At 70.0% G+C, this 20961-nt stretch carries 22 protein-coding genes; 11 read left to right on the plus strand and 11 right to left on the minus strand.

Translation table 11 applies throughout. The annotated features are described in order from the left end of the window. The first annotated feature begins 116 nt into the window (after positions 1-116). Together ACYVF3_RS27545 and ACYVF3_RS27550 are read left to right on the plus strand one after the other, a co-directional pair. Positions 117-1370, plus strand: coding sequence for an MFS transporter (locus ACYVF3_RS27545; RefSeq protein WP_461157174.1), 1254 nt, complete (start codon positions 117-119; stop codon positions 1368-1370). Continuing rightward, the gene (locus ACYVF3_RS27550) at positions 1367-3001 is read left to right on the plus strand and encodes an AMP-binding protein (protein ID WP_461157175.1); all 1635 of its coding nucleotides are present in this window, start codon (positions 1367-1369) and stop codon (positions 2999-3001) included. The genes ACYVF3_RS27545 and ACYVF3_RS27550 overlap by 4 nt, the downstream gene beginning before the upstream one ends. A 163-nt stretch (positions 3002-3164) precedes the next feature. Here the strand turns inward: ACYVF3_RS27550 and ACYVF3_RS27555 are convergent, their stop codons facing one another. The 4 genes from ACYVF3_RS27555 to ACYVF3_RS27570 are packed head-to-tail and all read right to left on the minus strand — an operon-like array spanning position 3165 to position 7485. Then, positions 3165-4331, minus strand: a complete 1167-nt coding sequence (locus tag ACYVF3_RS27555) for an acyl-CoA dehydrogenase family protein (RefSeq protein ID WP_461157176.1) — start codon at positions 4329-4331, stop codon at positions 3165-3167. After that, positions 4332-5342 (minus strand): zinc-binding dehydrogenase, encoded by a 1011-nt coding sequence (locus tag ACYVF3_RS27560; protein WP_461157177.1) that lies wholly within the window; start codon positions 5340-5342, stop codon positions 4332-4334. It lies immediately after the preceding gene. Continuing rightward, positions 5342-6529 (minus strand): LLM class flavin-dependent oxidoreductase, encoded by a 1188-nt coding sequence (locus ACYVF3_RS27565; protein ID WP_461157178.1) that lies wholly within the window; start codon positions 6527-6529, stop codon positions 5342-5344. Before ACYVF3_RS27565 ends, ACYVF3_RS27560 begins: the two co-directional genes overlap by 1 nt. After that, on the minus strand, positions 6526-7485 hold the full coding sequence (locus ACYVF3_RS27570; RefSeq protein ID WP_461157179.1) for an alpha/beta fold hydrolase: 960 nt from the start codon (positions 7483-7485) through the stop codon (positions 6526-6528). Before ACYVF3_RS27570 ends, ACYVF3_RS27565 begins: the two co-directional genes overlap by 4 nt. An 89-nt stretch (positions 7486-7574) precedes the next feature. On the opposite strand from ACYVF3_RS27570, the gene ACYVF3_RS27575 reads away from it, so the two are divergent. The 3 genes from ACYVF3_RS27575 (at position 7575) to ACYVF3_RS27585 (ending at position 9517) form a co-directional block, all read left to right on the plus strand. Continuing rightward, positions 7575-8207, plus strand: coding sequence for a TetR/AcrR family transcriptional regulator (locus ACYVF3_RS27575; protein WP_461157180.1), 633 nt, complete (start codon positions 7575-7577; stop codon positions 8205-8207). Positions 8208-8297: 90 nt separating this feature from the next. Continuing rightward, positions 8298-8921 (plus strand): ClpP family protease, encoded by a 624-nt coding sequence (locus ACYVF3_RS27580; RefSeq protein WP_461157181.1) that lies wholly within the window; start codon positions 8298-8300, stop codon positions 8919-8921. After that, entirely contained in the window at positions 8918-9517 is a 600-nt protein-coding gene (locus ACYVF3_RS27585; RefSeq protein WP_461157182.1) for a ClpP family protease, read from the plus strand. Before ACYVF3_RS27580 ends, ACYVF3_RS27585 begins: the two co-directional genes overlap by 4 nt. An 18-nt stretch (positions 9518-9535) precedes the next feature. Here ACYVF3_RS27585 and ACYVF3_RS27590 read toward each other — a convergent pair whose 3' ends face one another. Together ACYVF3_RS27590 and ACYVF3_RS27595 are read right to left on the minus strand one after the other, a co-directional pair. Next, the gene (locus ACYVF3_RS27590; RefSeq protein ID WP_461157183.1) at positions 9536-9871 is read right to left on the minus strand and encodes a helix-turn-helix domain-containing protein; all 336 of its coding nucleotides are present in this window, start codon (positions 9869-9871) and stop codon (positions 9536-9538) included. Between the two features lie 61 nt (positions 9872-9932). Beyond that, positions 9933-10592 (minus strand): YdcF family protein, encoded by a 660-nt coding sequence (locus ACYVF3_RS27595; RefSeq protein WP_461157184.1) that lies wholly within the window; start codon positions 10590-10592, stop codon positions 9933-9935. 113 nt (positions 10593-10705) lie between these two features. Here ACYVF3_RS27595 and ACYVF3_RS27600 point away from each other — a divergent pair, with 113 nt between their 5' ends. Continuing rightward, on the plus strand, positions 10706-10924 hold the full coding sequence (locus tag ACYVF3_RS27600; protein WP_461157185.1) for a hypothetical protein: 219 nt from the start codon (positions 10706-10708) through the stop codon (positions 10922-10924). 228 nt (positions 10925-11152) lie between these two features. Here ACYVF3_RS27600 and ACYVF3_RS27605 read toward each other — a convergent pair whose 3' ends face one another. Next, complete coding sequence (locus ACYVF3_RS27605) at positions 11153-12109, minus strand: S1C family serine protease (protein WP_461157186.1); 957 nt, start codon at positions 12107-12109, stop codon at positions 11153-11155. A gap of 129 nt (positions 12110-12238) precedes the next feature. After that, on the minus strand, positions 12239-12865 hold the full coding sequence (locus ACYVF3_RS27610; protein ID WP_461157187.1) for a TetR/AcrR family transcriptional regulator: 627 nt from the start codon (positions 12863-12865) through the stop codon (positions 12239-12241). A 90-nt stretch (positions 12866-12955) separates the two neighbouring features. Between ACYVF3_RS27610 and ACYVF3_RS27615 the strand changes: the two genes are divergently transcribed. Both ACYVF3_RS27615 and ACYVF3_RS27620 read left to right on the plus strand, forming a co-directional pair. Next, a complete protein-coding gene (locus ACYVF3_RS27615; RefSeq protein ID WP_461157188.1) occupies positions 12956-14365 on the plus strand; it encodes an MFS transporter in 1410 nt (469 codons plus the stop codon). Positions 14366-14376: 11 nt separating this feature from the next. Beyond that, positions 14377-15540, plus strand: coding sequence for an FAD-dependent monooxygenase (locus ACYVF3_RS27620; RefSeq protein ID WP_461157189.1), 1164 nt, complete (start codon positions 14377-14379; stop codon positions 15538-15540). A 12-nt stretch (positions 15541-15552) separates the two neighbouring features. Here the strand turns inward: ACYVF3_RS27620 and ACYVF3_RS27625 are convergent, their stop codons facing one another. After that, entirely contained in the window at positions 15553-16557 is a 1005-nt protein-coding gene (locus ACYVF3_RS27625) for a tetratricopeptide repeat protein (RefSeq protein WP_461157190.1), read from the minus strand. A 436-nt stretch (positions 16558-16993) separates the two neighbouring features. Between ACYVF3_RS27625 and ACYVF3_RS27630 the strand changes: the two genes are divergently transcribed. Continuing rightward, positions 16994-17902: a LysR family transcriptional regulator gene (locus ACYVF3_RS27630; protein WP_461157191.1), complete on the plus strand. Its 909-nt coding sequence runs from the start codon at positions 16994-16996 to the stop codon at positions 17900-17902. A 13-nt stretch (positions 17903-17915) separates the two neighbouring features. On the opposite strand, the gene ACYVF3_RS27635 is transcribed toward ACYVF3_RS27630, so the two are convergent. After that, positions 17916-18665, minus strand: a complete 750-nt coding sequence (locus ACYVF3_RS27635) for an oxidoreductase (RefSeq protein WP_461157192.1) — start codon at positions 18663-18665, stop codon at positions 17916-17918. Between the two features lie 227 nt (positions 18666-18892). Here ACYVF3_RS27635 and ACYVF3_RS27640 point away from each other — a divergent pair, with 227 nt between their 5' ends. Both ACYVF3_RS27640 and ACYVF3_RS27645 read left to right on the plus strand, forming a co-directional pair. Next, positions 18893-19264 carry a DUF4345 domain-containing protein gene (locus ACYVF3_RS27640; protein WP_461157193.1) on the plus strand — a complete coding sequence of 124 codons (372 nt, stop codon included), beginning with the start codon at positions 18893-18895 and terminating at the stop codon, positions 19262-19264. 5 nt (positions 19265-19269) lie between these two features. After that, positions 19270-20064, plus strand: coding sequence for an AraC family transcriptional regulator (locus ACYVF3_RS27645; RefSeq protein WP_461157194.1), 795 nt, complete (start codon positions 19270-19272; stop codon positions 20062-20064). Here ACYVF3_RS27645 and ACYVF3_RS27650 read toward each other — a convergent pair. Next, positions 20010-20825 (minus strand): oxygenase MpaB family protein, encoded by an 816-nt coding sequence (locus tag ACYVF3_RS27650; RefSeq protein ID WP_461157195.1) that lies wholly within the window; start codon positions 20823-20825, stop codon positions 20010-20012. The two genes, ACYVF3_RS27645 and ACYVF3_RS27650, sit on opposite strands and share 55 nt — an antisense overlap. Positions 20826-20961 lie beyond the last annotated feature (136 nt).

Below are 20961 nucleotides of genomic sequence, written 5' to 3' on the forward strand. Positions count from 1 at the left end.
GACCGGCGACGTAGCTTGCCTAGCAAGCGCTTGGTTCGGCAGAGGAAGTGGTGTCAATGGCGATACCTGGTTCGGTGCCAGTTGCGGAGGCGGTGGACAGGCGCCAGGTGCGGAAGGTGGCCCTGTCGGGACTGCTGGGCACCGTCATCGAGTACTACGACTTCCTGCTCTACTCCACGATGGCCGCGCTGGTCTTCGGGACCCTGTACTTCCCGGGTTCGGATCCGGCCCTGGCCACGATCGCCGCGTTCGGGACGCTGGCCGCCGGGTACGTCGCGCGCCCGCTCGGCGGGCTGCTGTTCGGCCACTTCGGCGACAAGCTGGGGCGGAAGTCCGCGCTGGTCACGAGCATGGTGCTGATGGGTGTCGCCAGCGTGCTCATCGGCGTGCTGCCCACCTACTCCTCGATCGGGCTCACCGCGCCGGTCCTGCTGGTGCTGCTGCGCTGCGTGCAGGGCATCGCGGTCGGCGGCGAGTACGGCGGGGCCGCGCTGATGGTCATCGAGCACGCCGACGCGCGCCGACGCGGCGCCTGGGTGGGGATCATGCAGGCCGGATCACCGCTGGGATCGCTGCTGTCCAACGGCGCGGTGGCGCTGGTGACGATGCTGCCCCGCGAGGACTTCGTGTCGTGGGGCTGGCGGATTCCGTTCCTGGCCAGCGCGATCCTGCTGATCATCGGGCTCTACGTGCGCTTGAGCGTGGTGGAGAGCCCGCTGTTCAAGCAGGCGATGGAGAAGGCCGGGAAGCGGGAACCGCTGCCGCTGCTGAAGGTGCTTCGGCATCCCCGCGCCGTGCTGCTGGCCTGCGCTGCGGGTATCGGCCCGTTCGCGATGACGGCGCTGATCGGCTCGCACAGCGTCGCCTACGCCAAGGGGCTCGGGTACGACCTGCCGGACATCATGCGCGCGCACCTGCTGATCAGCCTCGCCGGGCTGATCGGCATCCCGCTGTTCTCGGCGCTGTCGGACCGCATCGGCAGGCGCAGGGTGCTGCTGATCGGCGCGACCGGGGCGGTGCTGTTCGCGTTCCCGATGTACGCGCTGCTGGGCATGCGGACCGTGCCCGCCATGATCGCGGCGCTGGTGATCGCCCAGATCTTCCAGAACCTCATGTACGCGCCGCTGGCACCGATGCTGTCGGAGATGTTCGGCACCCGCGTGCGCTACACCGGGGTGTCGCTGGGATACCAGATGGCGAGCCTGATCGGCGCGGGCTTCACCCCGATGATCGCCGCCGCGCTCGTCGCCGGGACGGGCGGGTCGAGCCTGCCGCTGAGCTGCATCATCGTCGGCGCGGTCGGGATCTCGGTCCTCTCGGTGCTGATGATCTCCGAGACCCGGGGCCGCGACCTCGGTGAAGCGCCGTGAGCACGTTCGCCGAGATCACGTGGTCCCGCTGCGGAGACCAGCGGGTCGGGCTGCGCTTCGAGGACCGGTCGTGGACGTGGGCGCAGGTCGTGACCGAGGGGGCGCGGCGAGCGGGACTGCTGCGCCGGCTCGGCGTCCGCCACGTCGGGCTGCTGCTGGAGAACGTGCCGGACTACGTGTTCTGGATCGTCGGCGCCGCGCTGGAGGGCGCGGTCGTGGTGGGGATCAACCCGACCCGGCGCGGGGCCGGGCTGGCTCGCGACATCCGGCACACCGACTGCGAGCTGGTCATCACCGAGCAGCGCCTGGCCGGGCTGCTCGACGGGCTCGACCACGGGGCCGCGGTGCTCGACGTCGACGGCGACGAGTATCGGACCGCGCTCGGCGAGGCGGCGATGCCGGAGGCGTTGCCGGATCCGGAGAGCACGTTGCTGCTGCTGTTCAGCTCGGGATCGACCGGGGCGCCGAAGGCGGTGAAGTGCTCGCAGGGGCGTCTGGGCGCGCTCGCCGAGTCGCTGGCCGAGCGGACCGAGCTCACGCGGGATTCGGTGTCGTACCTGTGCATGCCCTTGTTCCACGGGAACTCCGCGATGATGAACCTCGCGCCCGCGATGCACGTCGGGTCGACGGTGTGCTTGGCGCGGAGGTTCTCGGCGTCCGGTTTCGCGCGCGACGTCCACCGCTACGGCGTCACCTTCGTCAACTACGTGGGCCGCGCGCTGTCCTACGTGCTCGCCCAGCCGGAAGGTGCCGCGGACCGGGCGAGCACTCTGCGGCTCGCGGTCGGGACGGAAGCCTCGCCGGTCGACGCCGCGCGCTTCGCCGAGCGGTTCGGCTGCCACGTGTCCGAGGGGTACGGGATGAGCGAGGGCGTGCTGCGGATCAACCGGACCGCCGAGACTCCACCGGATTCGCTCGGCCTGCCCGTCGGTGGTGCCGACGTGCGCGTGCTGCGGGAGGACACCGCGGCGGAGTGCCCACCAGCGGAGTCCGACGAGCACGGGCGCTTGCGCAACTCCGCGGAGGCCATCGGGCAGATCGTCGCCGTCGGGAAGGCCTCGGCGTTCGAGGGCTACTACAACAACCCCGAGGCTCAGGCCGAGCGCGTGCGCGGCGAGGACTTCTGGACCGGGGACCTCGCCTACCGCGATGCCGACGGGTACTTCTACTTCGCCGGCCGCACCGCCGACTGGATCCGCGTGGACGGGGAGAACTTCGCGGCGGTGTCGCTGGAACGCATCATCCAGCGGTGGGAGCCCGTCGAAGCGGTCGCGGTCTACCCGGTCCCGGACCCGCGCAGCGGGGATCAGGTGATGGCGGCGTTGCAGATCCGGGGCGAGTTCGATCCCGAGGACTTCGCGGACTTCCTCACCGCACAACCGGACCTGGGGACCAAGTGGCTCCCCCGCTTCGTCCGCATCACACCGGAGATCCCCACGACGGCCAGCAACAAGACCGCCAAGTCACCGCTGCGCCTGTCGGCCTGGCGAACCCACGACCCGATCTACCACCGCCCCACCCAGCACCCCGCCTACCGCCTGTTCACCCCACGAGCCCGAGACCACTGGGAACAAGACTTCGCCACCCACGACCGCACGTCCCTCCTGCCCTCCGACCAATCCCGGTCTTAGTCGTGGTGTCCGGGGAGGTCGTCCCGATGGGTGGGGAAGTTTTCATGAAAACTTCCCCACCCCACCGACCAGACATCTCGGCTGCGCAAGGCCTCGGTTCGGACTTATACCGGGACCTGCCCCGCCCTCGTTGCCAACGTCACCCGGCTCGAAGGCATGGGAGTCAGTCCGTCGGCCAGCGGGGTTCTGCTGCCGGGTCGATGTCGAGGGCTGATTTGCCGATGGTCTCCAGGGCGACGTCGTTGTTCGGCGGGTGGAACTGTCCCGCGCGGACGTCCCGGTAGTAGCGCTCCAGCGGGAGCTTGCGGAAGATGCCCTGGCCACCGGCCATCCGGATGCACCGGTCGACCGCTGCGTCCGCGGCGTTGACCGCGGTGTACTTGATGGTGTTGAGCTCCAGCGGGCTGAGCATCCCGGTCTCGGACCGGCGCCGGAGCCCGTCGGAGACCAGCGCTTCCGCCGGGCGCAGCAGGAGCTCGATCTCCGCGGCGTTGTGGACCTGCGCCGGCTGGCGCGACATCGGCAGCGACGCCCCGGTGACCGTCTTGCTGGTGACGTGGTCGTAGGCGTAGCGCACGGCCGCCCGCGCCACACCCAGGTAGATGGCGGCGACGTTGAACGCGAACCAGGCGAACCCGCGCTCGCGAGCCGCGTCCCACACCAACGCGCCTTCAGCGGGATCGGCTCCGGGCTGGACGGCGGCGTGCGGCACGAAGACGTCGTCGAAAACCACGTCCCACGAACCGGTTCCGCGCATCGCCATGGTGTCCCACGTGTCGATGAATTTCAGACCGGGTGTGTCCCGCATCAGCCCGAACAGCAGCAGCCGACCGGTCTCGGTGTCGGCGGCCGTGCCCCAGAAGAACCCGAGGACCGGTGCCAGCGAGCAGAACGACTTGCGGCCGCTGACCACGTAGCCGCCCTCCACCGGCTTCGCCGGGGTCGAGGAGGTCCGGACGTTCAGCCCGGTCGCGGCATCCGTGAGGCTCCCGCCGACGATGGTTCCACCGTTGACCATCTGGAACAGCGGCTCGGTCTCCTTCTCCCCGTTGCGCCACCCCTCGGCGGCGGCACCGAGGCCGAAGATGTGCATGTTGGTCGCCAGCGCCGTCGACGCGCAGCCGCTCGCCAGGATGCCCTGGCAACGCACGACGGTGTCCAGGTCGGCCCCGCCACCGCCGAGCTCCTTCGGGACGGCGAGCGTGAGGTAGCCGGCCTCCTTCATCCTCTCGACGTTCTCGGTCGGGAAAGCTCCTGTGCGGTCGGTTTCGGCTGCGGTCTCGGCGAACTCGGCCGCGAGCTCAGCGGCGACCTCGGTCCAGTCGGTCATTCACGGCTCCACGATGATCTTGCAGTGCTGTTCGGGGTTTCCGAGGGCTTCGAAGGCCCACGCGATGTCGTCCAGCCGCACCCGAGCGGTCACCAGCGGCGCCACGTCGATCTCGCCTTCGGCGATGCTGCGCAGCGAGGTCGCGAACTCCTCGGGGCTGTAGCCGAGGGCGAACTGGACGTTGAGCTCCTTGCTGATGCCGAAGTAGGGGTTGATCGAGTCGGTCTCCATGCACACCCCGACCACCACGACACGCGCGGAGTGCGGAGCGCGCTTGAGGACGTCGTTGAGGATTCCGGGCACCCCGATCGCCTCGAACACGACTGGAGCGCCGCTGCGCCAAGGGTTTTCCTCACGCGGGTCGACGGTGCTCGTGGCGCCGAGGGATTCCGCGATGGCCCGGCGCGCAGGTGAGTGATCGGAGGCCACGATCGGGCCGATCCCGCGCACCTTCAGCGCGGCGATCACCGACAGCCCGACCGGGCCGCAGCCCAGAACCAGCGCGCCTTCGCCCTGCTGGATGCCGGACTTGTTGACCGCGTGCAGCCCGACGGCCATCGGTTCGGTCAGGGCCGCGTGGTGCGCGGGCAGCCCGTTGGGCACCGGCAGCAGCAGCGGCGCCGACAGCAGCAGCCGTTCGCCGTACCCGGCGTTGACGGTGTTGGAGTAGACGATGGCCTGCACTCCCCCGTCACCGAGCAGGATCGGCATGGAGGTCACCAGGTCACCGGCTTGCGCTGAGTCGACGCCGGGCCCGGTTTCCAGGACCTCCGCGGCGAACTCGTGTCCCATGTAGACGTCGCGGGAGAGGTCGATGGACCCGCCGTTCGGACCGCCCTCCATCTCCTCGCCGAGCGCGAGCATCTGGTCGCCGAACCGGGCGAAGTGCAGGTCGGATCCGCAGATCCCGCACGCCTTGACCTGAGCCAGCACCTGACCCGGCCCCGGTTCGGGCTCGGCCACGTCGTCTCGGACGGAGATCCGCCCGGAGTTGAGCACCGCCGCGCGCATCAGGCCGTGCCCTCGCTCTCGGCGACGTGCTGCTTGTGGGCCTTGACGACCGCTTCGCCCGCCCGGCCGAAGATCTCCTCGCGCTTGCCCACGGCCCACTCGTGCGAGGCGCGCGGCGCCGACAAGCGGCCCTTGAAGTGCGGGATCACGTACTGGGCGAACAGCCGGTAGGAGTTGAGCGTGCGTTCCGGCGATGCCCAGTCGTGGCCGAGCAGCAGGAACGTGCCGAACCCGCCCGCCTGCTCCAGCAACCCTTCGATGTAGGCGATCGCGTCGTCCGGGGTGCCGATCACGACGCTGTCGGAGTCGGCGTAGGACTCGACGAATTCCCTGCGGGACTGCGGTTTTCCGTCGGTGTTCTCGGCGAGCGGGACGAAACCCGCGCCGCCGCCGAAGTACCCCGCGAACTCCTGCAGCCCGTAGGTGCAGTCGTCGATCGCCTGCTCGCGGGTCTCGGCGATGTGCATCGTGCCGAGCACCCGCCAGCTGGAGCGGTCGGGTTCCGGGTTGCCTGCCTTCTTCGCCTGCTCCTCGACGACGCCCCACGCCTTGCCGATCGCGGCGAAGCCCTCGTTGGCCGCCGACATCGACAGCGACAGCAGCGACGTCCCGTACTTGCCCGCCAGGCGCGGACCCGAGGGCGAGACCATCGCGGCCACGGCCACTTCCGGGTGCGGCCACTGGTGCGGCCTGACCTGCAACCGGCCTTCGTTGATCTGGAACCAGTCGGTCTTGCGGGTGACCGGTTCCTCGCCCCGGAACAGCGCGAGGATCGCCTCCAGGGATTCCTCCATCATGCGACGCTGCTCGACCGGGTCGATGCCCAGCACGTAGGCGTCGGTGGGCAGCGCACCGGGACCGGCACCGAAGATCAACCGGCCGCGGGTGAGGTGGTCCAGCGTCACCAGCCGGTCGGCCAGCAGCCACGGGTGGTGGTAGGGCAGCGATACGACCCCGGTGCCGAGCCGGATCGTGCGGGTGCGCTGCGCCGCGGCGGCGATGAAAACCTCCGGACTGGAGATGATCTCGTAGCCGCCGGAGTGGTGCTCGCCGAACCACGCCTCGTCGAAGCCGAAGCGGTCCAGCGCTTCGACGCGTTCGAGGTCGTACTCCAGGGCCAACGTCGGGTCCTGGCCGACGGGGTGGAACGGCGCGTAGAAGACGCCGAAGTTCAGCGGTTTTCTCATGCGTTCTCCCCGTGACCGATCGAGTGGAGGAATTCGAGGATCGCCGTGTTGACCTCGTCGGGAGCTTCCTGCTGGACCCAGTGCCCGGCACCCTCGACGAGCTCGGTGCCCCGGTGGTCGGCCAGCCATCCGTCCTGAATGGACGGAGGTGTCATGACGATCACCGGGTCGGCGGTGCCGCCGATGAACAAGCTCGGGACTTCGACCTTCGCCCCGGCCAGCTGCGGCGTCCGCTCCCAGTTGCGGTCGAAGTTGCGGTACCAGTTCAGGCCGCCGGTGAACCCGGTGCGGCTGAACTCGGCGATGTAGAAGTCGAGTTCGTCCTGGCCGAGCCACGACGGCAACGCTTCCGGTTCCGGGAACCGGTCGACGAAACCGCGCTCGTCGTCGGCGACGTCCAACCCGCCCGGCAGGCCCGGTTCCACCCGGGTGCCCGCGAGCATCCGGCGCAGCGCGGTGGCCGGTACGGCGTTGAGCTCGGCGTCGGCGACACCTGGCTCCTGGAAGTACAGGATGTAGAAGAAGTTCCGCCCGTACCGGGCCTTGAACGCCTCGGTCGGCGGGACCGGGAGACGCGGCATGAACGGGACGCTCATCCCGCACACCCCCGCGACGCGGTCGGGGTGCAGCAGCGCCGTCTGCCACACGACCATCGAGCCCCAGTCGTGGCCGACGAGAACGGCCTTCTCCTCGCCGATGTCGTCCAGCAGCGCGATGAGGTCGCCGCTGAGGTGCTTGATGTCGTAGTCCTCGATGGCATCCGGCCGCGACGATCGACCGTAACCGCGCTGGTCGGGGGCGATGGCCCGATAGCCGGCCTCGGCGATCGCGGGCAGCTGGTGCCGCCACGAGTAGGCCAGCTCGGGAAAACCGTGCGAGAAGATCACCGGCGGTCCGGAACCTTCTTCGACGACGTGCAGCTCCACGCCGTTGCAGCGAATGGTGCGTTCTGGCATCCGGGCCTCCTTGCCCTGGGCCGTGTGAGCGGAGCGGGATAGCTACTGGAAACACCCGTTTCCAGAAAAATACGGTATGGTAACGCGTGTTGCCAAGACCTGATGACTCCGCGAAACCCACTCGCTGGGCGGGTGTTCCAGCCGCCGACCGGGTGTCGGCGCGGCGTGCCCTGCTGCTCGACGCGACCTTGGAGCTGCTCGGCACCGAGGGCTGGTCGGGCACCTCGGTGCGGGCGATCTGCCACGCGGCGAGGCTCAACCCGCGCTACTTCTACGAGAGCTTCACCGACCTCGACGAGCTGGTCATCGCGCTCTACGACCAGCTCATCGCCGACCTCCGCGAGCAGGTCACCGAAGCCGTCGAGAACGCGGGCGAGCGATCACCGCTGCGAGCCCTGGTGGAGACCACGGTCGAGTTCATCGACGCCGATCACCGGCGCGGCCGGGTCCTCTACGTCGAGGCGCTGGGCAACGAGAAGCTCAACCGCCGCCGCGTGGAGACGGGATTCATCATCGCCGGCCACGTCCAGGCCGCGCGCGGCGACGGCACCGACGACCAGCTCAGCATGATCACCGCCTCGATCCTCGTCGGCGGCTTCAGCGAACTCCTGCTCGCCTGGCTCAACGGGATCATCACCATCTCCAAGCCAGAACTCGTCGACGCAGCCACCCAACTCTTCGCCGCCATGACCAGCACTGCCGAGGCCATGACGTCGCGCTGACCTCGACCGGGCGGTCCGCGCTGCCGGGGGCGGATCTGCTGTGAGCAGCGCGGGGATCCTGGAACGCCGTCGTGGCGGCATGGTCGGGACATGGCCAACGACGAGAAGCAGCCGATGTTCGACCACCGGCTTCGCGAACGGTTCTACAGCCAGCGGGTCCTGGTGCTCGACGGCCCGCTCGACGACGACAACGGGACGGTGCTGATCACGCAGCTGCTGTCCCTCGCCCACGCCGATCCGGACAAGGACATCGCGCTGTGGATCCACTCCCCCGGCGGTTCGGTGCCCTCGATGCTGGCGATCCGCGACGTGGTGCGGCTCGTGCCGTGCGACGTCTCCACGCTCGCGCTCGGATTGGCCTGCAGCGCCGGGCAGTTCCTGCTGTCGGCCGGCACCGCGGGCAAGCGCTTCGCGCTGCCGCACTCGCGGATCCTGATGCACCAGGGCTCGGCGGGGATCAGCGGTTCGGCTGTCGAGGTGGAGGTGCAGGCCGACGACCTGCGCTACACGCGCGACACGGTCCTGGGCCTCATCGCCGAGGACACCGGCCAGCCCGTGGAGCGGGTGTTCTCCGACTCCCTGCACGACCGCTGGTTCAGCGCTGAGCAGGCGCGCGAGTACGGGTTCGTCGACCACATCGTCGAGGGGCTCGGCCAGTTGATGCCGATGCGCTACCCGGTGGGGCTCGGAGTGGATTCGGGGGCGCGGGCATGACCAGCTACACGATCCCGAACGTCATCACCCGCAGCACCAACGGCGAGCGGATCATGGACGTCTACTCGCACCTGCTGGCCGAGCGCATCGTCTACCTCGGCACCCCGATCGACTCCGGCGTCGCCAACGCCCTGATCGCGCAGCTGCTGCACCTGGAGGCCGACAGCCCAGACCGGGAGATCAACCTCTACATCAACTCCGAGGGCGGCGACCCGTCGGCGATGCTGGCGCTCTACGACACCATCCGCTACATCAAGGCCCCCGTCGCCACGACCTGCGTCGGGCAGGCGGTGGCCGCCAGCGCGGTGCTGCTGGCCGCCGGAGCGCCCGGCCGCCGCGCCGTCCTCCCGCACACGCGGGTGGTGCTGCACCAGCCGGCCGCCCAAGGACGGGGCACGATCCCGGACCTGATCCTGCAGGCGGACGAGGTGGTCCGGGTGCGCACCCAGCTGGAGGAGATCCTCTCGCGGCACACGGGCCGGGACGTGGCGACGCTGCGGCACGACACGGACCGCGATCGCGTCTTCGACGCGCAGGAATCGGTCGCCTACGGCCTCGCCGACCACGTCCTGGACGAACGGGGGAAGTTTTCATGAAAACTTCCCCTCACCCCGCTAAACCGCCATGAGGAGCGGGCCGGAAGGGCGACCGACGGGAGCGGAGAACATGCCCTGGGTCATCCGGACCTGGCCGACGATGCCGGTGAGCAGCTCCGCGAGGTCGACGTCGAGCGCTCCGCTGACGGCGGCGATCATCTCGCTCGACGGCTCCTTGCGGCCCCGCTCCATCTCCGAGAGGTACTGAGGGGACACACCGGCTCGTTCGGCGACGTCGACGAGCCGGTCACCCCGTTCTTCCCTGATCGCGCGAAGCGCGCGGCCGAGCTCCTCGCGCCAGAGCGGGTCGGGCTCGGCCTTGCGCTTCCGGTTGAAGTCAAGAACGTCCGCCATGCACCAATCCTGACACCCGCCGGACGTCCCGGGACCGCCGTTCCGCTGACAGCGGAACCGATCAGGCCTGGACGAGGCGGTGGGTGTAGCCGGCGTCGAGCAGGCGGCGGTAGGCGTCCTCGACCTCGGCGGGCACGTCTTGCGGGATGGCGAAGCCGCGCTCGGCGTAGACGGTGATGCGCTGGGTGTCGCCGACAAGCATGGCGATGACGCGGTCGGCGTCACCGATGGCCGCGACGTACTCGTCGAGGGGGATCCGTTGCGAGCTGCAGATGATGTCGACCTCCGGCCAGACCTTCTTGGCCGTGGCGAACGCCCGTCGCTGCTGGTAGGGCTTGGACACCAGCAGCAGGGACCCGACGTCGCAACCGGCGAGGAGCTCGCGGGTGAACTCGATGTTCTCCGCGGTGTTGGTCGCTCTCGGCTCGACCAGGATCGCCTCGTCAGGGACGCCGAGGGCGACAGCGTGCTCGCGGTAGTGAACGGCCTCACCCCTCGGGAACCGCTCCGCGGTCGTCGGCGCGTTCGCTCCGGTGAACACGACGAGCGGGAACCAGCCCGCGTCGTGGAGCTCGACGACGTGGTCGGCGACCCCGAGATCATGACTCCCCAGACCGACTCCGACATCGCATCGCCGCAGCTCATGACCCATGTCGTGGTAGTCCCACAGCCGCTGCACGTCGGCGCGCAGCCCTTCCGGAACCACGGTGCTGCTGCCCATGCCCACCCATCTCGGACGCTCGGCCGGTCGCCGCGAACCTACCGCTCGGCGCTGCCCGGGAGGGAGACGGAGATAATAGTTTCAGTGTTACTACTCGGACCTACCATCGGGGTATGAACCACAACGCGCGCAAGACGCGGTGCCCGCGAGGACACCTGCTGGAGGCGCCGAACCTGGTCACGGCCTCGGCCAAGCGCGGTCTCCGCGCGTGCCTGGCCTGCCACCGCGCGCGGCGGGCGAAGAACTACTACGGCTGGAGCGACGAGCGCTTCACCTCCGACGCCGATCGCCGCTACCGCGCGATGAGCCTGGAAGACTCGTCCACCGTCTGAGAACTGCTGGGATCTTGCGTGGCGGTGCGGTCGCCAGAAGCCCTCGAAGAAGAAGGCACAGCGCCTCCGCACCCTCCCCCTCCGTGCCCTCCGTACCCTCCCTCTCCATCCCCTCCGCGGCCCGTCCCTGATGCGTGTCGTGCGCGTTGGGTGGGGTGGGGAAGTTTTCATGAAAACTTTCCCACCCCACCCAACGGATCAGGCCGCAGCCCACGCCCACCCAACGGATCAGGCTGCCGCGTCTTGGAGTTCGGTGGGTTCGGCGATGACGTCGACCATCGCGCCGTTGCGGGTCACGGTGATCTGCAACGGTTTTCCGATGGCTTCGGCGAACATCAGCCGCTGCAGGCCCTGGGCGTTGCGGACCGGTTCACCTGCGGCGGTCAGGACGAGATCGCCGGGGTGCAGGCCCGCGCGGTCGGCGGGGCTGCGGCGCACGACGTCCACGACGCGCAGGCCCGTTCGCTGGTCCAGGCGCGCGGCCAGAGCCTCCGGCAGCGGCGCGGGCGTGGTGACAAGCCCGAGGTAGGCGCGCCGAACCCGCCCGGTCCGCATCAGCGAGTAGATGATCCGCCGCGTGGTCGAGTTGATCGGAACCGCCAGCCCCACGCCGATCCCGGCCACAGCCGTGTTGATGCCGACCACGACTCCCCGCGCGTCGGCGAGCGCTCCCCCGGAGTTGCCGGGGTTGAGCGCAGCATCGGTCTGGATCACGTCCTCGATCATCCGCGCGGCATGACCGCCGCCCGACGGCATCGACCGCCCTAGCCCGCTGACGACGCCCGCCGTGACCGAACCGGTCAAGCCGAGCGGATTTCCCACCGCCACCACCAGCTGACCCACGACGAGGTCGTCGCTGTCGCCGAGCTCGACAGGTTTCGGCGTCGGCCCGTCGACGCGGACCACCGCGAGGTCCGACAGCGGATCCGCGCCCACCACCGACAGCTCACCGCTCGTGCCGTCCGCGAAGTACGCCGTGCCGGCCCGCGAACCGCCGAGCACGTGAGCGTTGGTCAGCAGGAACCCGTCCTCGGTGAACACCACCGCGGACCCCTTGGCCTCTCCCCACTCACCACGCGTGCGCACGCTCGCCACGCTCGGCGTGATCTGCGCGGCGACCGAGCTGACGGTGCGCGAGTACGCATCCATGGCACCGGACGAGTCCGGAACTCCGATCCCCGCCATCGCACCCTCCCCACCTCGTGCCGATGCACCGGTAACGCCACCCGCCCACCAGGGCATTCCCGGTGCGCAGCCGGAGAAACGCGTCGATCACGGGCAGGTCCAGCCCGCCCTTCCGCGAGGGAGCCGGGTTCAGCGGTAGGCGCGGAGGAAGGCGTCGACTCCGTCTGCGATGAGGTCGTGGAGCTCTTCGGGATCGTTCGCGATGTCCGGGGTCTCGTCGATGACGTCGAGGGCCAGGCGCATGGTCAGCGCGATGAAGTGCTGGACCGCGCGGCGCGGGTTGGGGACGCGGAGCCGGCCGGCTTCGGCGTAGCGGAGGAAGCGCTCCTGCAGGGAGCGCTCGGGTTCGTCGTCGAGCTGCTCCGGCAGGCGCGAGGCTTGGCTGTTGAGGCGGCGGAAGTTGACGTAGACCGAGGACGGGAACGTTTCCGTCGTGACCCGCTGGGCGAAGGCGTGCAGGGCCTCGCGGAGGTCGCGGTCGGCGGTGAGCTCGTCGTCGATGGCGGAGCGGATGGTGCGCAGCAGCACCTCGCCCGAGCGCTCCAGCGCCCCCTGGAACAGGGCTCGCTTGTCGCCGAAGTGGTCGTAGACGGTGCGCTTGGAGACCTCCGCACGGGCGGCGATGGCGTCCACGCTGACGACGTCGAAGCCTTCGGAGACGAACAGCTCCTCGGCGGCGTCCAGGATCGCCGCGCGCTTCATCTCGGTCCGCCTCCGCCGTCCGGGCGCCTGCGGGGCCGTCTTCGGTGTCGCCATGGTTCTCATCCTATTCTCAGGCAATCCACACTACACCGTGTAGTGTAGTTTTTCGTCAGGCAACGAGCACGGCGATGCGGGGAGTGGCGCATGCAGGTCATCGACGACGTGGGAACCGGGCTCCGCACCAGGTGGGACCGGCGGCTCCTCGGCCTGGTCGCGGTGCTGGTCCTGGTCAACTTCATGGTGGACACCGCCATCACCGCACCGCTGATCGTCCTGCCGCAGATGCTCGATCACTTCGGCACCGATCAGGCGGCCTGGCTCAACGCCAGCGCGATGCTGGCCGGCGCGATGTGGGCTCCCCTGCTCGGCAAGAGCGCCGACGTCCACGGCAAGCGCAAGGTCCTGGTGCTCACGCTGCTGATCAGCTGCGCAGGTGCCCTGGTGTGCGCGATCGCGCCCACCACGTGGATGTTCGTGGCGGGCCGGCTGCTGCAGGGCTCCGCCGTGGCGGCGATGTTCCTGACCGTGGCGATCGTCCGCGACGTCTGCGCGCCGCGCCTGGCGATGGTCGTCGTCGGCATCGTCACCTCGGGATCTGCTGTGCTGAACATCGTGTCGCGCTTCGCGACGGAGAAGCTGGCCGCTGAGAACGGTTTCCAGGTCCTGTTCGTCCTCTCCGCAGCGGTCGCCGCCGCGATGGCGCTGGCGGTGCGCGTCGTGGTGGCCGAGTCGCCGATCACCACACCGGGCAGGATCGACTTCGGCGGGGCTGCGCTGCTCGGCACCGGCCTGATCGGCGTGCTCAGCTACATCAGCCTCGGTTCCGAGCTCGGATGGCTGGAGATCGGACCGCTCGTGCTGCTCGTCGCCGGGGCGGCGGCGCTGGTGCGGTGGTGGATCGTCTCCGGCCGCGTGGCCGAACCGCTGATCGACGTGCGAGGACTCGGCGGGCCGCTGCTGCTCACGCTGCTGATCGTGGTGCTGGCGACCGGCTCGTACCAGAGCATGCTGCAACTGCTACCGCTCGTCGGGGACGTCTCGCTCCACCAGGGTCTCGGGTACGGGCTCGCCGGGCAGGGATCGACCGCGATGCTGCTGGCCGCACCCGGTGTCGGCGTCATGGTCGGCGGCCCGCTGGCCGGGGTGCTGGCGGCGCGCTTCGGTCCGGTGGTGACGCTGGCCGGTGCCGTGGCACTCGGAACCATCGGCACCGCAGGCATGTTCGCCGGTGTCGGCTCGTTCCCGGCCGCGCTGGTGTTCGCGCTCCTGCTGGGTTTCACCGTGGGAGCGCTGGGCACCTCCGGGTTCAACGTCGCGGGCAGCCTCGCGCCCGCGAGCCGGCAGGCGACGGTGTCGAGCCTGGTCATGGTCGTGGTCGCGATCGGCTCGGTGATGTTCAATTTCGCGGGCTCGGCGGTGCTCCGGGCCACCGCGCTGCCGGCCGCCTACTCGGGGGCGGGCGTGTTCACCTACATCGCGATCGCCTCCGTCGCCTTCGGCGTCTCCACCGTTCTCGCCGTCGTGCTCATCCGTCAGCGCAAGTCCACCAGGTGAAGGAGAAGAACATGAGGGTGTTGGTATCGGGCGCGAGCATCGCAGGCCCGGCTACGGCGTTCTGGTTGCACCGCAAGGGGTTCGAGGTCACGGTCGTGGAGAAGGCCCCGGCGGTGCGCGACGGTGGCTACCCGATCGACGTGCGGGGAACCGCGCTGGAAGTCGTCCGGAGGATGGGAATCCTGCCGCAGCTGCGGGAAGCCGACATCGAGAGCCGGCGGCTGACGTTCCTCGAAGCCGACGGGACCGTGGCGGCGGCGGTGCACCCGCAGCACGTCACGGGCGGCGTCGACGGCCAGGACCTGGAGGTCCGCCGCGGAGACCTGACCTCGGTGCTCCACGACGCGGTGCGCGAGGACGTGGAGTTCGTGTTCAACGACTCGATCGACGTGCTGGACGAGCGCTCGGAGGGAGTCCGGGTCACCTTCCGCAGCGGAGCGCAGCGGGACTTCGACCTGGTCGTCGGAGCCGACGGGCTGCACTCCCGGACCCGAGAGCTCACCTTCGGCCCCGAGCTCCAGTTCCACCGCTACCTGGGCTTCTGCTTCGCCGGGTTCACCATGCCCAACAACTTCGGGCTCTCCCATGAGGCCGTCCTGTGGAACGCTCCGGGTCGCGCCGCGGCGGTCTACGGCGTGCAGGACAGCGACTTCGTGCACGGGTTCCTCAACTTCCTCGGCCCGCAGCCGCCGATGGAGCTGCTGCGCGATCCCGAGGCGCAGCGCGAGCTGGTCGCCGCCGCGTTCGCCGAGGACGGCTGGGAGATCCCGTCGATGGTCAAGGCCATGCGCGAGGCCGACGACCTGTTCTTCGACACGGTCAGCCAGATCCACCTGCCCGCGTGGTCCCGGGGCCGTGTCGCCCTCGTCGGCGACGCCGCCCACGCCCCGTCCTTCCTGTCCGGTCAGGGGTCGAGCCTCGCGCTGGTCGGACCCTACGTGCTCGCCGACGCGCTGGCGTCGACCACCGACCACGCCGAGGCGTTCACCGCCTACGAAGCTCGCTCCCGGGAATTCGTCGAGCTCAACCAAGCCCTCGTCGGGGAAGGTGACGCGGCCTTGTTCCCGACCACGGCGGAGGCGCTGGAGAGGCGCAACGCGGGGCTTCGCGGGCTCACCGATCCGCCACCGGCGACCGGGCGCCCCGAGCACTCCGCGCTGACCCTCCCCGACTGACCGCCGCCCGCTCTACGGGAGGAGTTCTCGTCGGGCCGCTTCGGTCATCTCCGCCGCGTGGTGCAGGCCGGTTCCGGTGAAGTGGGCGTGCAGCTCGCTCAGTTCCCGCTCGACCGCGCTCGGCTCGGTGCCCCGGCGTGCTCGGCTCTTGACCAGGCCGAGCCGGGCCAGCGCCTCGCCCCGCGGTTCGCTGATGCTCGTGAACTCCTCCACCGTGTCCGAGTACACGCGCTCGGCCTCGGCGTAGCGGCCTGCGCGGTAGAGGACGTTGCCGCGCATCTTGTGGTTGTAGGCCAGCGCCGCTTCGAGGCGCATCCGGCGGCAGGCGACTTCGGCTTCGGCGAGCAGGGCCAGTGCCTCGTCGACCTCACCTCGCAGCGAGGTGAGGTCGGCGATCCCCCGCAACGCCCACGCCCGGCCGCGCTGATCATCACCGTCGGTCGCGATCTGGCACGCCTCGGTGAACATCGCCAGCGCGAGGTCGTAGTTGCCGTCGTGCCGGTGGATCTGCGCGATCCCCTCCAGCGCCCACACGATGTGCCTGGGCTGGCCGTCGGCCCGCGCCTCGGCGAGCAGCTGCTCGTGCAACCGCAGAGTTCCGGCGAAATCCCCTTGCACACGGCCGGTTTCGGCGAGCCCGGCCAGCGCGTACCCACGCGCCACCCGGTCGGTGCCATGCTCGGCGGCCGCCGCGGCACGGCTCAGCAAGCGGTGCGCCAGGACGTAGCGCCCGCACTGCCGGGCGAGCGTGCCGCCGCTCCACAGCGCCCACGCCATCGCGTCCTGATCGACGGCCTCGCGCGCCGCCCGGTAGCTCGCACGCCAGGCGCGCTCCGCCCGATCCACTCTGCCCAGTCGTCTGCACGCCTCGGCGATCGCCAGCAGCGCCCCCGCCCGCTCACCGGGTCCGGTCGCGGCCGCGTCGTGCTTCTCGGCCTGCGCCAGCACCTCGTCGAGCGACGCGTTCACCGACAACGCCGCGAGCCCACCGCGGTATTCGGCCGCCTTGGCGTGCATGGGTCTCCCTCCAGTAGGCGCATCGCCCGGCCCCCACCACGAGAGCCGGGCGATCATGTCCACTGGAAAAACTACGAACCTGACGGCGCCGTAACCTCCGGCCGAATCCCGGAAAAACCAGTTCGGGAACCCTGATTACAACCCGTACGACCAAAGTCGTACGACCCTGAGCGGAGCGGCCGATCAGCCGAAGAGCCCCTGACCCTACGAGCCTCCCGGCTCTGCTCCGGACGAGCGGGCGAACAACCCGGAACCGTTGTGCTGCAGATACTCCATCATCGGCGGCTCCCAGCGGTGCTCGGGACCGTCTCGCGCCGGTGGAGAGGTGGGATCGAAGCTTCTGGTGCGGCGCCTGCGGAGATCGTTCGGGAACAGGACGTCGGCGGCGCGCGTTCAACCTCGTCGGGCCGAGTGGTCCCAACAGGGAGGGAAGCCGATGAGCCTTCGCCAGTTCGAGTACGCGCTGGCCGTGGCCGAGCAGGGGTCGGTGACCGCGGCAGCCGAGTCGCTGCACGTCGCCCAGCCCTCGGTGTCGCAGCAGATCCGGGGACTGGAGCGCGAGCTCGGGGCGACGCTCTTCGCGCGCACGCCGAACGGCCTGGTGCCGACGTCGGTGGGGCTGGCGTTCCTGCGGGAGGCCGAGGTCGCGGTGACCGCGGCCAGGCGAGCGCGGGCGACCGCTCGGGCGGGCGGCGAGGAACTGGTGGGCGAGCTCGTGGTCGCGGCTCAGCTGGGGTTCGGCACCCGGCAGCTGCCGGGTGCCCTGCGCGCGCTGCGGCGACGCTACCCGCGCGTGGAGGTCAGCGTCTTCGAGGAGCCGAGCTCCGCCGAGCTCGACCGGCTGTGCAAGCGAGGAGTGCTGGACCTCTCGCTGATGGCGGCGTGCGAGCGGAGCCCCGAACGCGCCCACCACCTCGGCGACGAGCAGTTCGTGGTGGTGCTGGGCGAATCGCACCCGCTGCTGGCCGCCGATGAGGTCGATCTGCGCGAGTTGGGCGGGCAACCGTGGGTCCGGTTCGACCGCGACAGCGCGCTGGACGCCGTGCTGCTCACCGAGCTGCGCGACAGCGATCTGACTCCCGCCACCGCCGCCCGCGTCTCCCAGACCGCAACGGCCGTCCGCTGGGCCGCCCACGGCCTGGGAGTCGCACTGGTTCCCGCCTCCGCCGTTCCCGACGGCTACGAGCACCTCGCGCGACCGGTCTCACCGGTGGTCACGCAGCCCGTGATCGCCGTGCTCCGGCAGGATCCGGGTCCGGCGGAGTCGGCGCTCCTGCACTTGCTCCGCCAAGAGCTCTGGCACAACGCCCCGACGATCAGTTCGGTTCCCGCGGCGCAGCGTTGAGGTCCAGAAGCGTTCAGCCCCGGTGGAACTCACCGCCGTCGACGATGAGCTTGCTGCCGGTCACCCACTCCGCGCGGTCGGAGGCGAGGAACAGGATCGCGTTCGCGATGTCTTCCGGCGCTCCCTCCCGGCCGAGCGGGACCGGCGCCGCGTCCTGCCCCGGTTCCAGCCGCGCCCACTGGCTGCGCGTCTGCTCCCCGCCCGGCGTCACCACCCGGCCCGGCGTCACGGTGTTGACCCGCACCCCGTGCGGTGCCAGTTCGGCGGCCAGTCCCCTGCTGTAGGTCTCCAGCGCCACCTTGGCCGCCGCGTAGTGCAGGAACTGCGGTGGCGGGCTGTAGATCGCCGCCGAGGACACGTGCACGATCGCCCCCGAACGACGCTCCCGCATGCCCGGCGCCAGCAGCGCGTCCAGGCGCACCGAGGCGAGGAAGTTCAGGTCCAGCGCCTCCTGCCACTCCTCGTCCGGGATCGCCGTGGCCTGTTCGTGCGGCTGCGCGCCGCCCACGTTCTCGACCAGCACGTCCACCCCGCCCAGCACGTCGTGGGCTGCCTCGACGACCTCCTGGATCCCGGCACGTCCGCGCACGTCGGCGGTGACGAGCGCCGCCCCGTCCGGTGCGGTCCTGGCGGTCCTGGCGGTCGTGAGCACCCGGGCCCCCGCGTCGAGCAGACCACGCACGACAGCCGCTCCAATGCCCCGTGAACCACCTGTCACCAGGGCGCGTTTCCCCTCGAACTCCCGAATTCCGACGGCAGTCATGCCCACTCCTCGTTTTCTCGATGCGAAAACGGCCGCACCACGCTCTTTTCGAACCTCTCGACCCGAACAGCTTCACGCTACGTCCGCTCGAAAAGCGAAGGCAAAGACGAAAATGCAGCCGACCGCATAGGCATTCCCTATACCGCCTCGCAGCACGTTCTCGGAAGCGCACCCGGTCCGCACCGGGCGAGGATGTTCCCCGAGATCTTCACCAGGAGGGGCGTTCGATGCGGGAAGTGGTACTGGCGCTGGGTGCGGTCTTCTTCGCCGGGATGGGGGTGTTCGCCCTGGTGGCACCCGCCGCTCTGGTGCGCCCGTTCGGACTGGTGACCTCCAGCGCCGCGAGCAGGTCCGAAGTGCGTTCCGTGTACGGCGGTTTCGGTCTGGCCGTTGCCGGGGTGCTCGGATGGTGCGTGGCGGGTGACGACCCGGTGCGGACCGGTGCGGCGTGGGCGGTCGGAATGGCGCTGGCGGGCATGGCAGCCGGGCGCCTGATCTCCCGGATCCTCGACTCCCCGACCGCCTTCTACCCGATCTGGTTCTACTTCCTGGTGGAAGCCGTGACCAGCGGGTTGATCCTCGGCGTCGTGCGACCATGACGGCCATGAGCGCCGAACGCGCGAGGGTGCGGCTGTGGCCGGGCCAGGCCACCTACCTGGGTCCGCAGTTGCGGTGGGACCTGCACTCCACCCCGGTGCACTGCCTCGCCTTCGGCGTGGACGACGCGTTCGTGGTGCACGCACCCGACGGCGCCTGGCTCCGCCGCAGCGTTCTGATCCCGGCACGGCTCCCGCACCGGATCGAGGCCCGCGAAGGCCGGATGCTGTTCCACTACCTGGATTCCCGCACCGATGTCGCCGGCGTGCGCGAGCTCATGACCGAGGCTCTGGGCACGATCACCGCCACGCACCGGGACGAACCGGCGGTGCTCGACCAGGTCCACCAAACCGGCGAACTCCGCCGGCTCGTCCTCGGCACCCCCTCGGAACGCCTCATCGACACGAGGATCCGGGCGGCGATGGACTCGCTGCTGGCCGAACCCGGGCTCGAACGGGACGCCGAAGCGTTCGCCGCCGAGTCAGGGATCTCGACATCCCGCTTCCTCCACCTGTTCTCGGAGAACGCGGGCACCAGCTTCCGCCGGTTCCGAATCTGGTCCCGGATGCTGCGCGTGGGTGCCGGCGTCGAAGCGGACGCGAACCTCACCACGGCGGCGACCGACGCGGGCTTCGCCTCCGCGAGCCACTTCAGCGACACCTTCCGGCGCATGTTCGGCCTCTCGGCAACAGCGCTGCTGGCCAACGGCACCGAGATCACCACCGCTCCCGCGCTCACGCGAGAGGATCAGACCAGGGGTTTTCCGGCGCGCATGCGGCGGCGGAGGTCCCAGAGGAAGTAGTTGAAGGGGAACCGGCGCAGCGGCTGCGGCAGCCGGAGCGCGACCGCGCCGATCGCGCGGGTGACCCGGTCGAAGCGGCGCTGGTCGCGGTGAGTCCAGGACAGACCCATCTGGTCGCGGAATGTCTGCGGCAGGAAACCGGTGGTGATGAACTTGTTGAACGGCGCGAGGGGGACTCGCAGGACCGCGGGCAGGAAGCGGAGCTCGGCGATGTCCAGGAGGTGCCTGCGGACGGGGTCGTCGATGCGGACCTCGGCGAGGTTCTTCTCCCAGTAGTCGTCGAACTCGTCGCGTGTCGCGGGCCACATCTCCGGCTTGACCTGCAGCGTCGTCCCGAGCGGAGCCGAGGCCGCGTAGATCGGCTCCCTGCGGTCTCGCGGGACGGGCTGCCCCGACATCGCGACGAACGAGTCCTCGTAACCCCGGTACAGGCACGCCGCCACCCACAGCTGCAGCTGCGGGTCGAACGCGTTGTACTTCACCGGGCTCGACTCACCGGAGCGCACCTGGGCGTGCGCCCGGTTGACCGACCGGCGGTAGGCCTTCTTCTCCTCGTCGGTCCCCAGCGTCGCCACCGACAGGTAGGTGAAGGTGGTGCGGGAGCGCTTGTAGGGATGTTTGAAGAGGTTTCCGCTGTCCACTGTGCTCTCCAGGACGCCGTATCCGACTCCCGGGCGCCCCAGCTGCATGATCACGTTCGCGGCACCGGCCATCAGGCCCGCGCCGACGATGACGTCGCCGAACTCCTCCGCCGGTGTCATGGCCGCCTCCCCGTCCTCTCCCGGTCCTCACCTGCTCCCGGCCGCGAGGAGCCGAATTTCGCGCGAAGTTCGACTCCACCCCCGCGCCGGAGCCGGGGCACCCGGTCCGACCGGAGGCCCCACTGGGAATCTTGCC

It is taken from the genome of Saccharopolyspora tripterygii (genome assembly GCF_054778355.1).

Bases quoted from the DNA above. Each gene is read 5' to 3' on its own strand.
- ACYVF3_RS27565 (WP_461157178.1), bottom strand. From the start codon at position 6,529: ATGAGAAAACCGCTGAACTTCGGCGTCTTCTACGCGCCGTTCCACCCC.
- ACYVF3_RS27585 (WP_461157182.1), top strand. From the start codon at position 8,918: ATGACCAGCTACACGATCCCGAACGTCATCACCCGCAGCACCAACGGC.
- ACYVF3_RS27610 (WP_461157187.1), bottom strand. From the start codon at position 12,865: ATGGCGACACCGAAGACGGCCCCGCAGGCGCCCGGACGGCGGAGGCGG.
- ACYVF3_RS27590 (WP_461157183.1), bottom strand. From the start codon at position 9,871: ATGGCGGACGTTCTTGACTTCAACCGGAAGCGCAAGGCCGAGCCCGAC.
- ACYVF3_RS27650 (WP_461157195.1), bottom strand. From the start codon at position 20,825: ATGACACCGGCGGAGGAGTTCGGCGACGTCATCGTCGGCGCGGGCCTG.
- ACYVF3_RS27555 (WP_461157176.1), bottom strand. From the start codon at position 4,331: ATGACCGACTGGACCGAGGTCGCCGCTGAGCTCGCGGCCGAGTTCGCC.
- ACYVF3_RS27630 (WP_461157191.1), top strand. From the start codon at position 16,994: ATGAGCCTTCGCCAGTTCGAGTACGCGCTGGCCGTGGCCGAGCAGGGG.
- ACYVF3_RS27615 (WP_461157188.1), top strand. From the start codon at position 12,956: ATGCAGGTCATCGACGACGTGGGAACCGGGCTCCGCACCAGGTGGGAC.
- ACYVF3_RS27635 (WP_461157192.1), bottom strand. From the start codon at position 18,665: ATGACTGCCGTCGGAATTCGGGAGTTCGAGGGGAAACGCGCCCTGGTG.
- ACYVF3_RS27595 (WP_461157184.1), bottom strand. From the start codon at position 10,592: ATGGGCAGCAGCACCGTGGTTCCGGAAGGGCTGCGCGCCGACGTGCAG.
- ACYVF3_RS27600 (WP_461157185.1), top strand. From the start codon at position 10,706: ATGAACCACAACGCGCGCAAGACGCGGTGCCCGCGAGGACACCTGCTG.
- ACYVF3_RS27570 (WP_461157179.1), bottom strand. From the start codon at position 7,485: ATGCCAGAACGCACCATTCGCTGCAACGGCGTGGAGCTGCACGTCGTC.
- ACYVF3_RS27560 (WP_461157177.1), bottom strand. From the start codon at position 5,342: ATGCGCGCGGCGGTGCTCAACTCCGGGCGGATCTCCGTCCGAGACGAC.
- ACYVF3_RS27605 (WP_461157186.1), bottom strand. From the start codon at position 12,109: ATGGCGGGGATCGGAGTTCCGGACTCGTCCGGTGCCATGGATGCGTAC.
- ACYVF3_RS27625 (WP_461157190.1), bottom strand. From the start codon at position 16,557: ATGCACGCCAAGGCGGCCGAATACCGCGGTGGGCTCGCGGCGTTGTCG.
- ACYVF3_RS27620 (WP_461157189.1), top strand. From the start codon at position 14,377: ATGAGGGTGTTGGTATCGGGCGCGAGCATCGCAGGCCCGGCTACGGCG.
- ACYVF3_RS27640 (WP_461157193.1), top strand. From the start codon at position 18,893: ATGCGGGAAGTGGTACTGGCGCTGGGTGCGGTCTTCTTCGCCGGGATG.
- ACYVF3_RS27645 (WP_461157194.1), top strand. From the start codon at position 19,270: ATGAGCGCCGAACGCGCGAGGGTGCGGCTGTGGCCGGGCCAGGCCACC.
- ACYVF3_RS27580 (WP_461157181.1), top strand. From the start codon at position 8,298: ATGGCCAACGACGAGAAGCAGCCGATGTTCGACCACCGGCTTCGCGAA.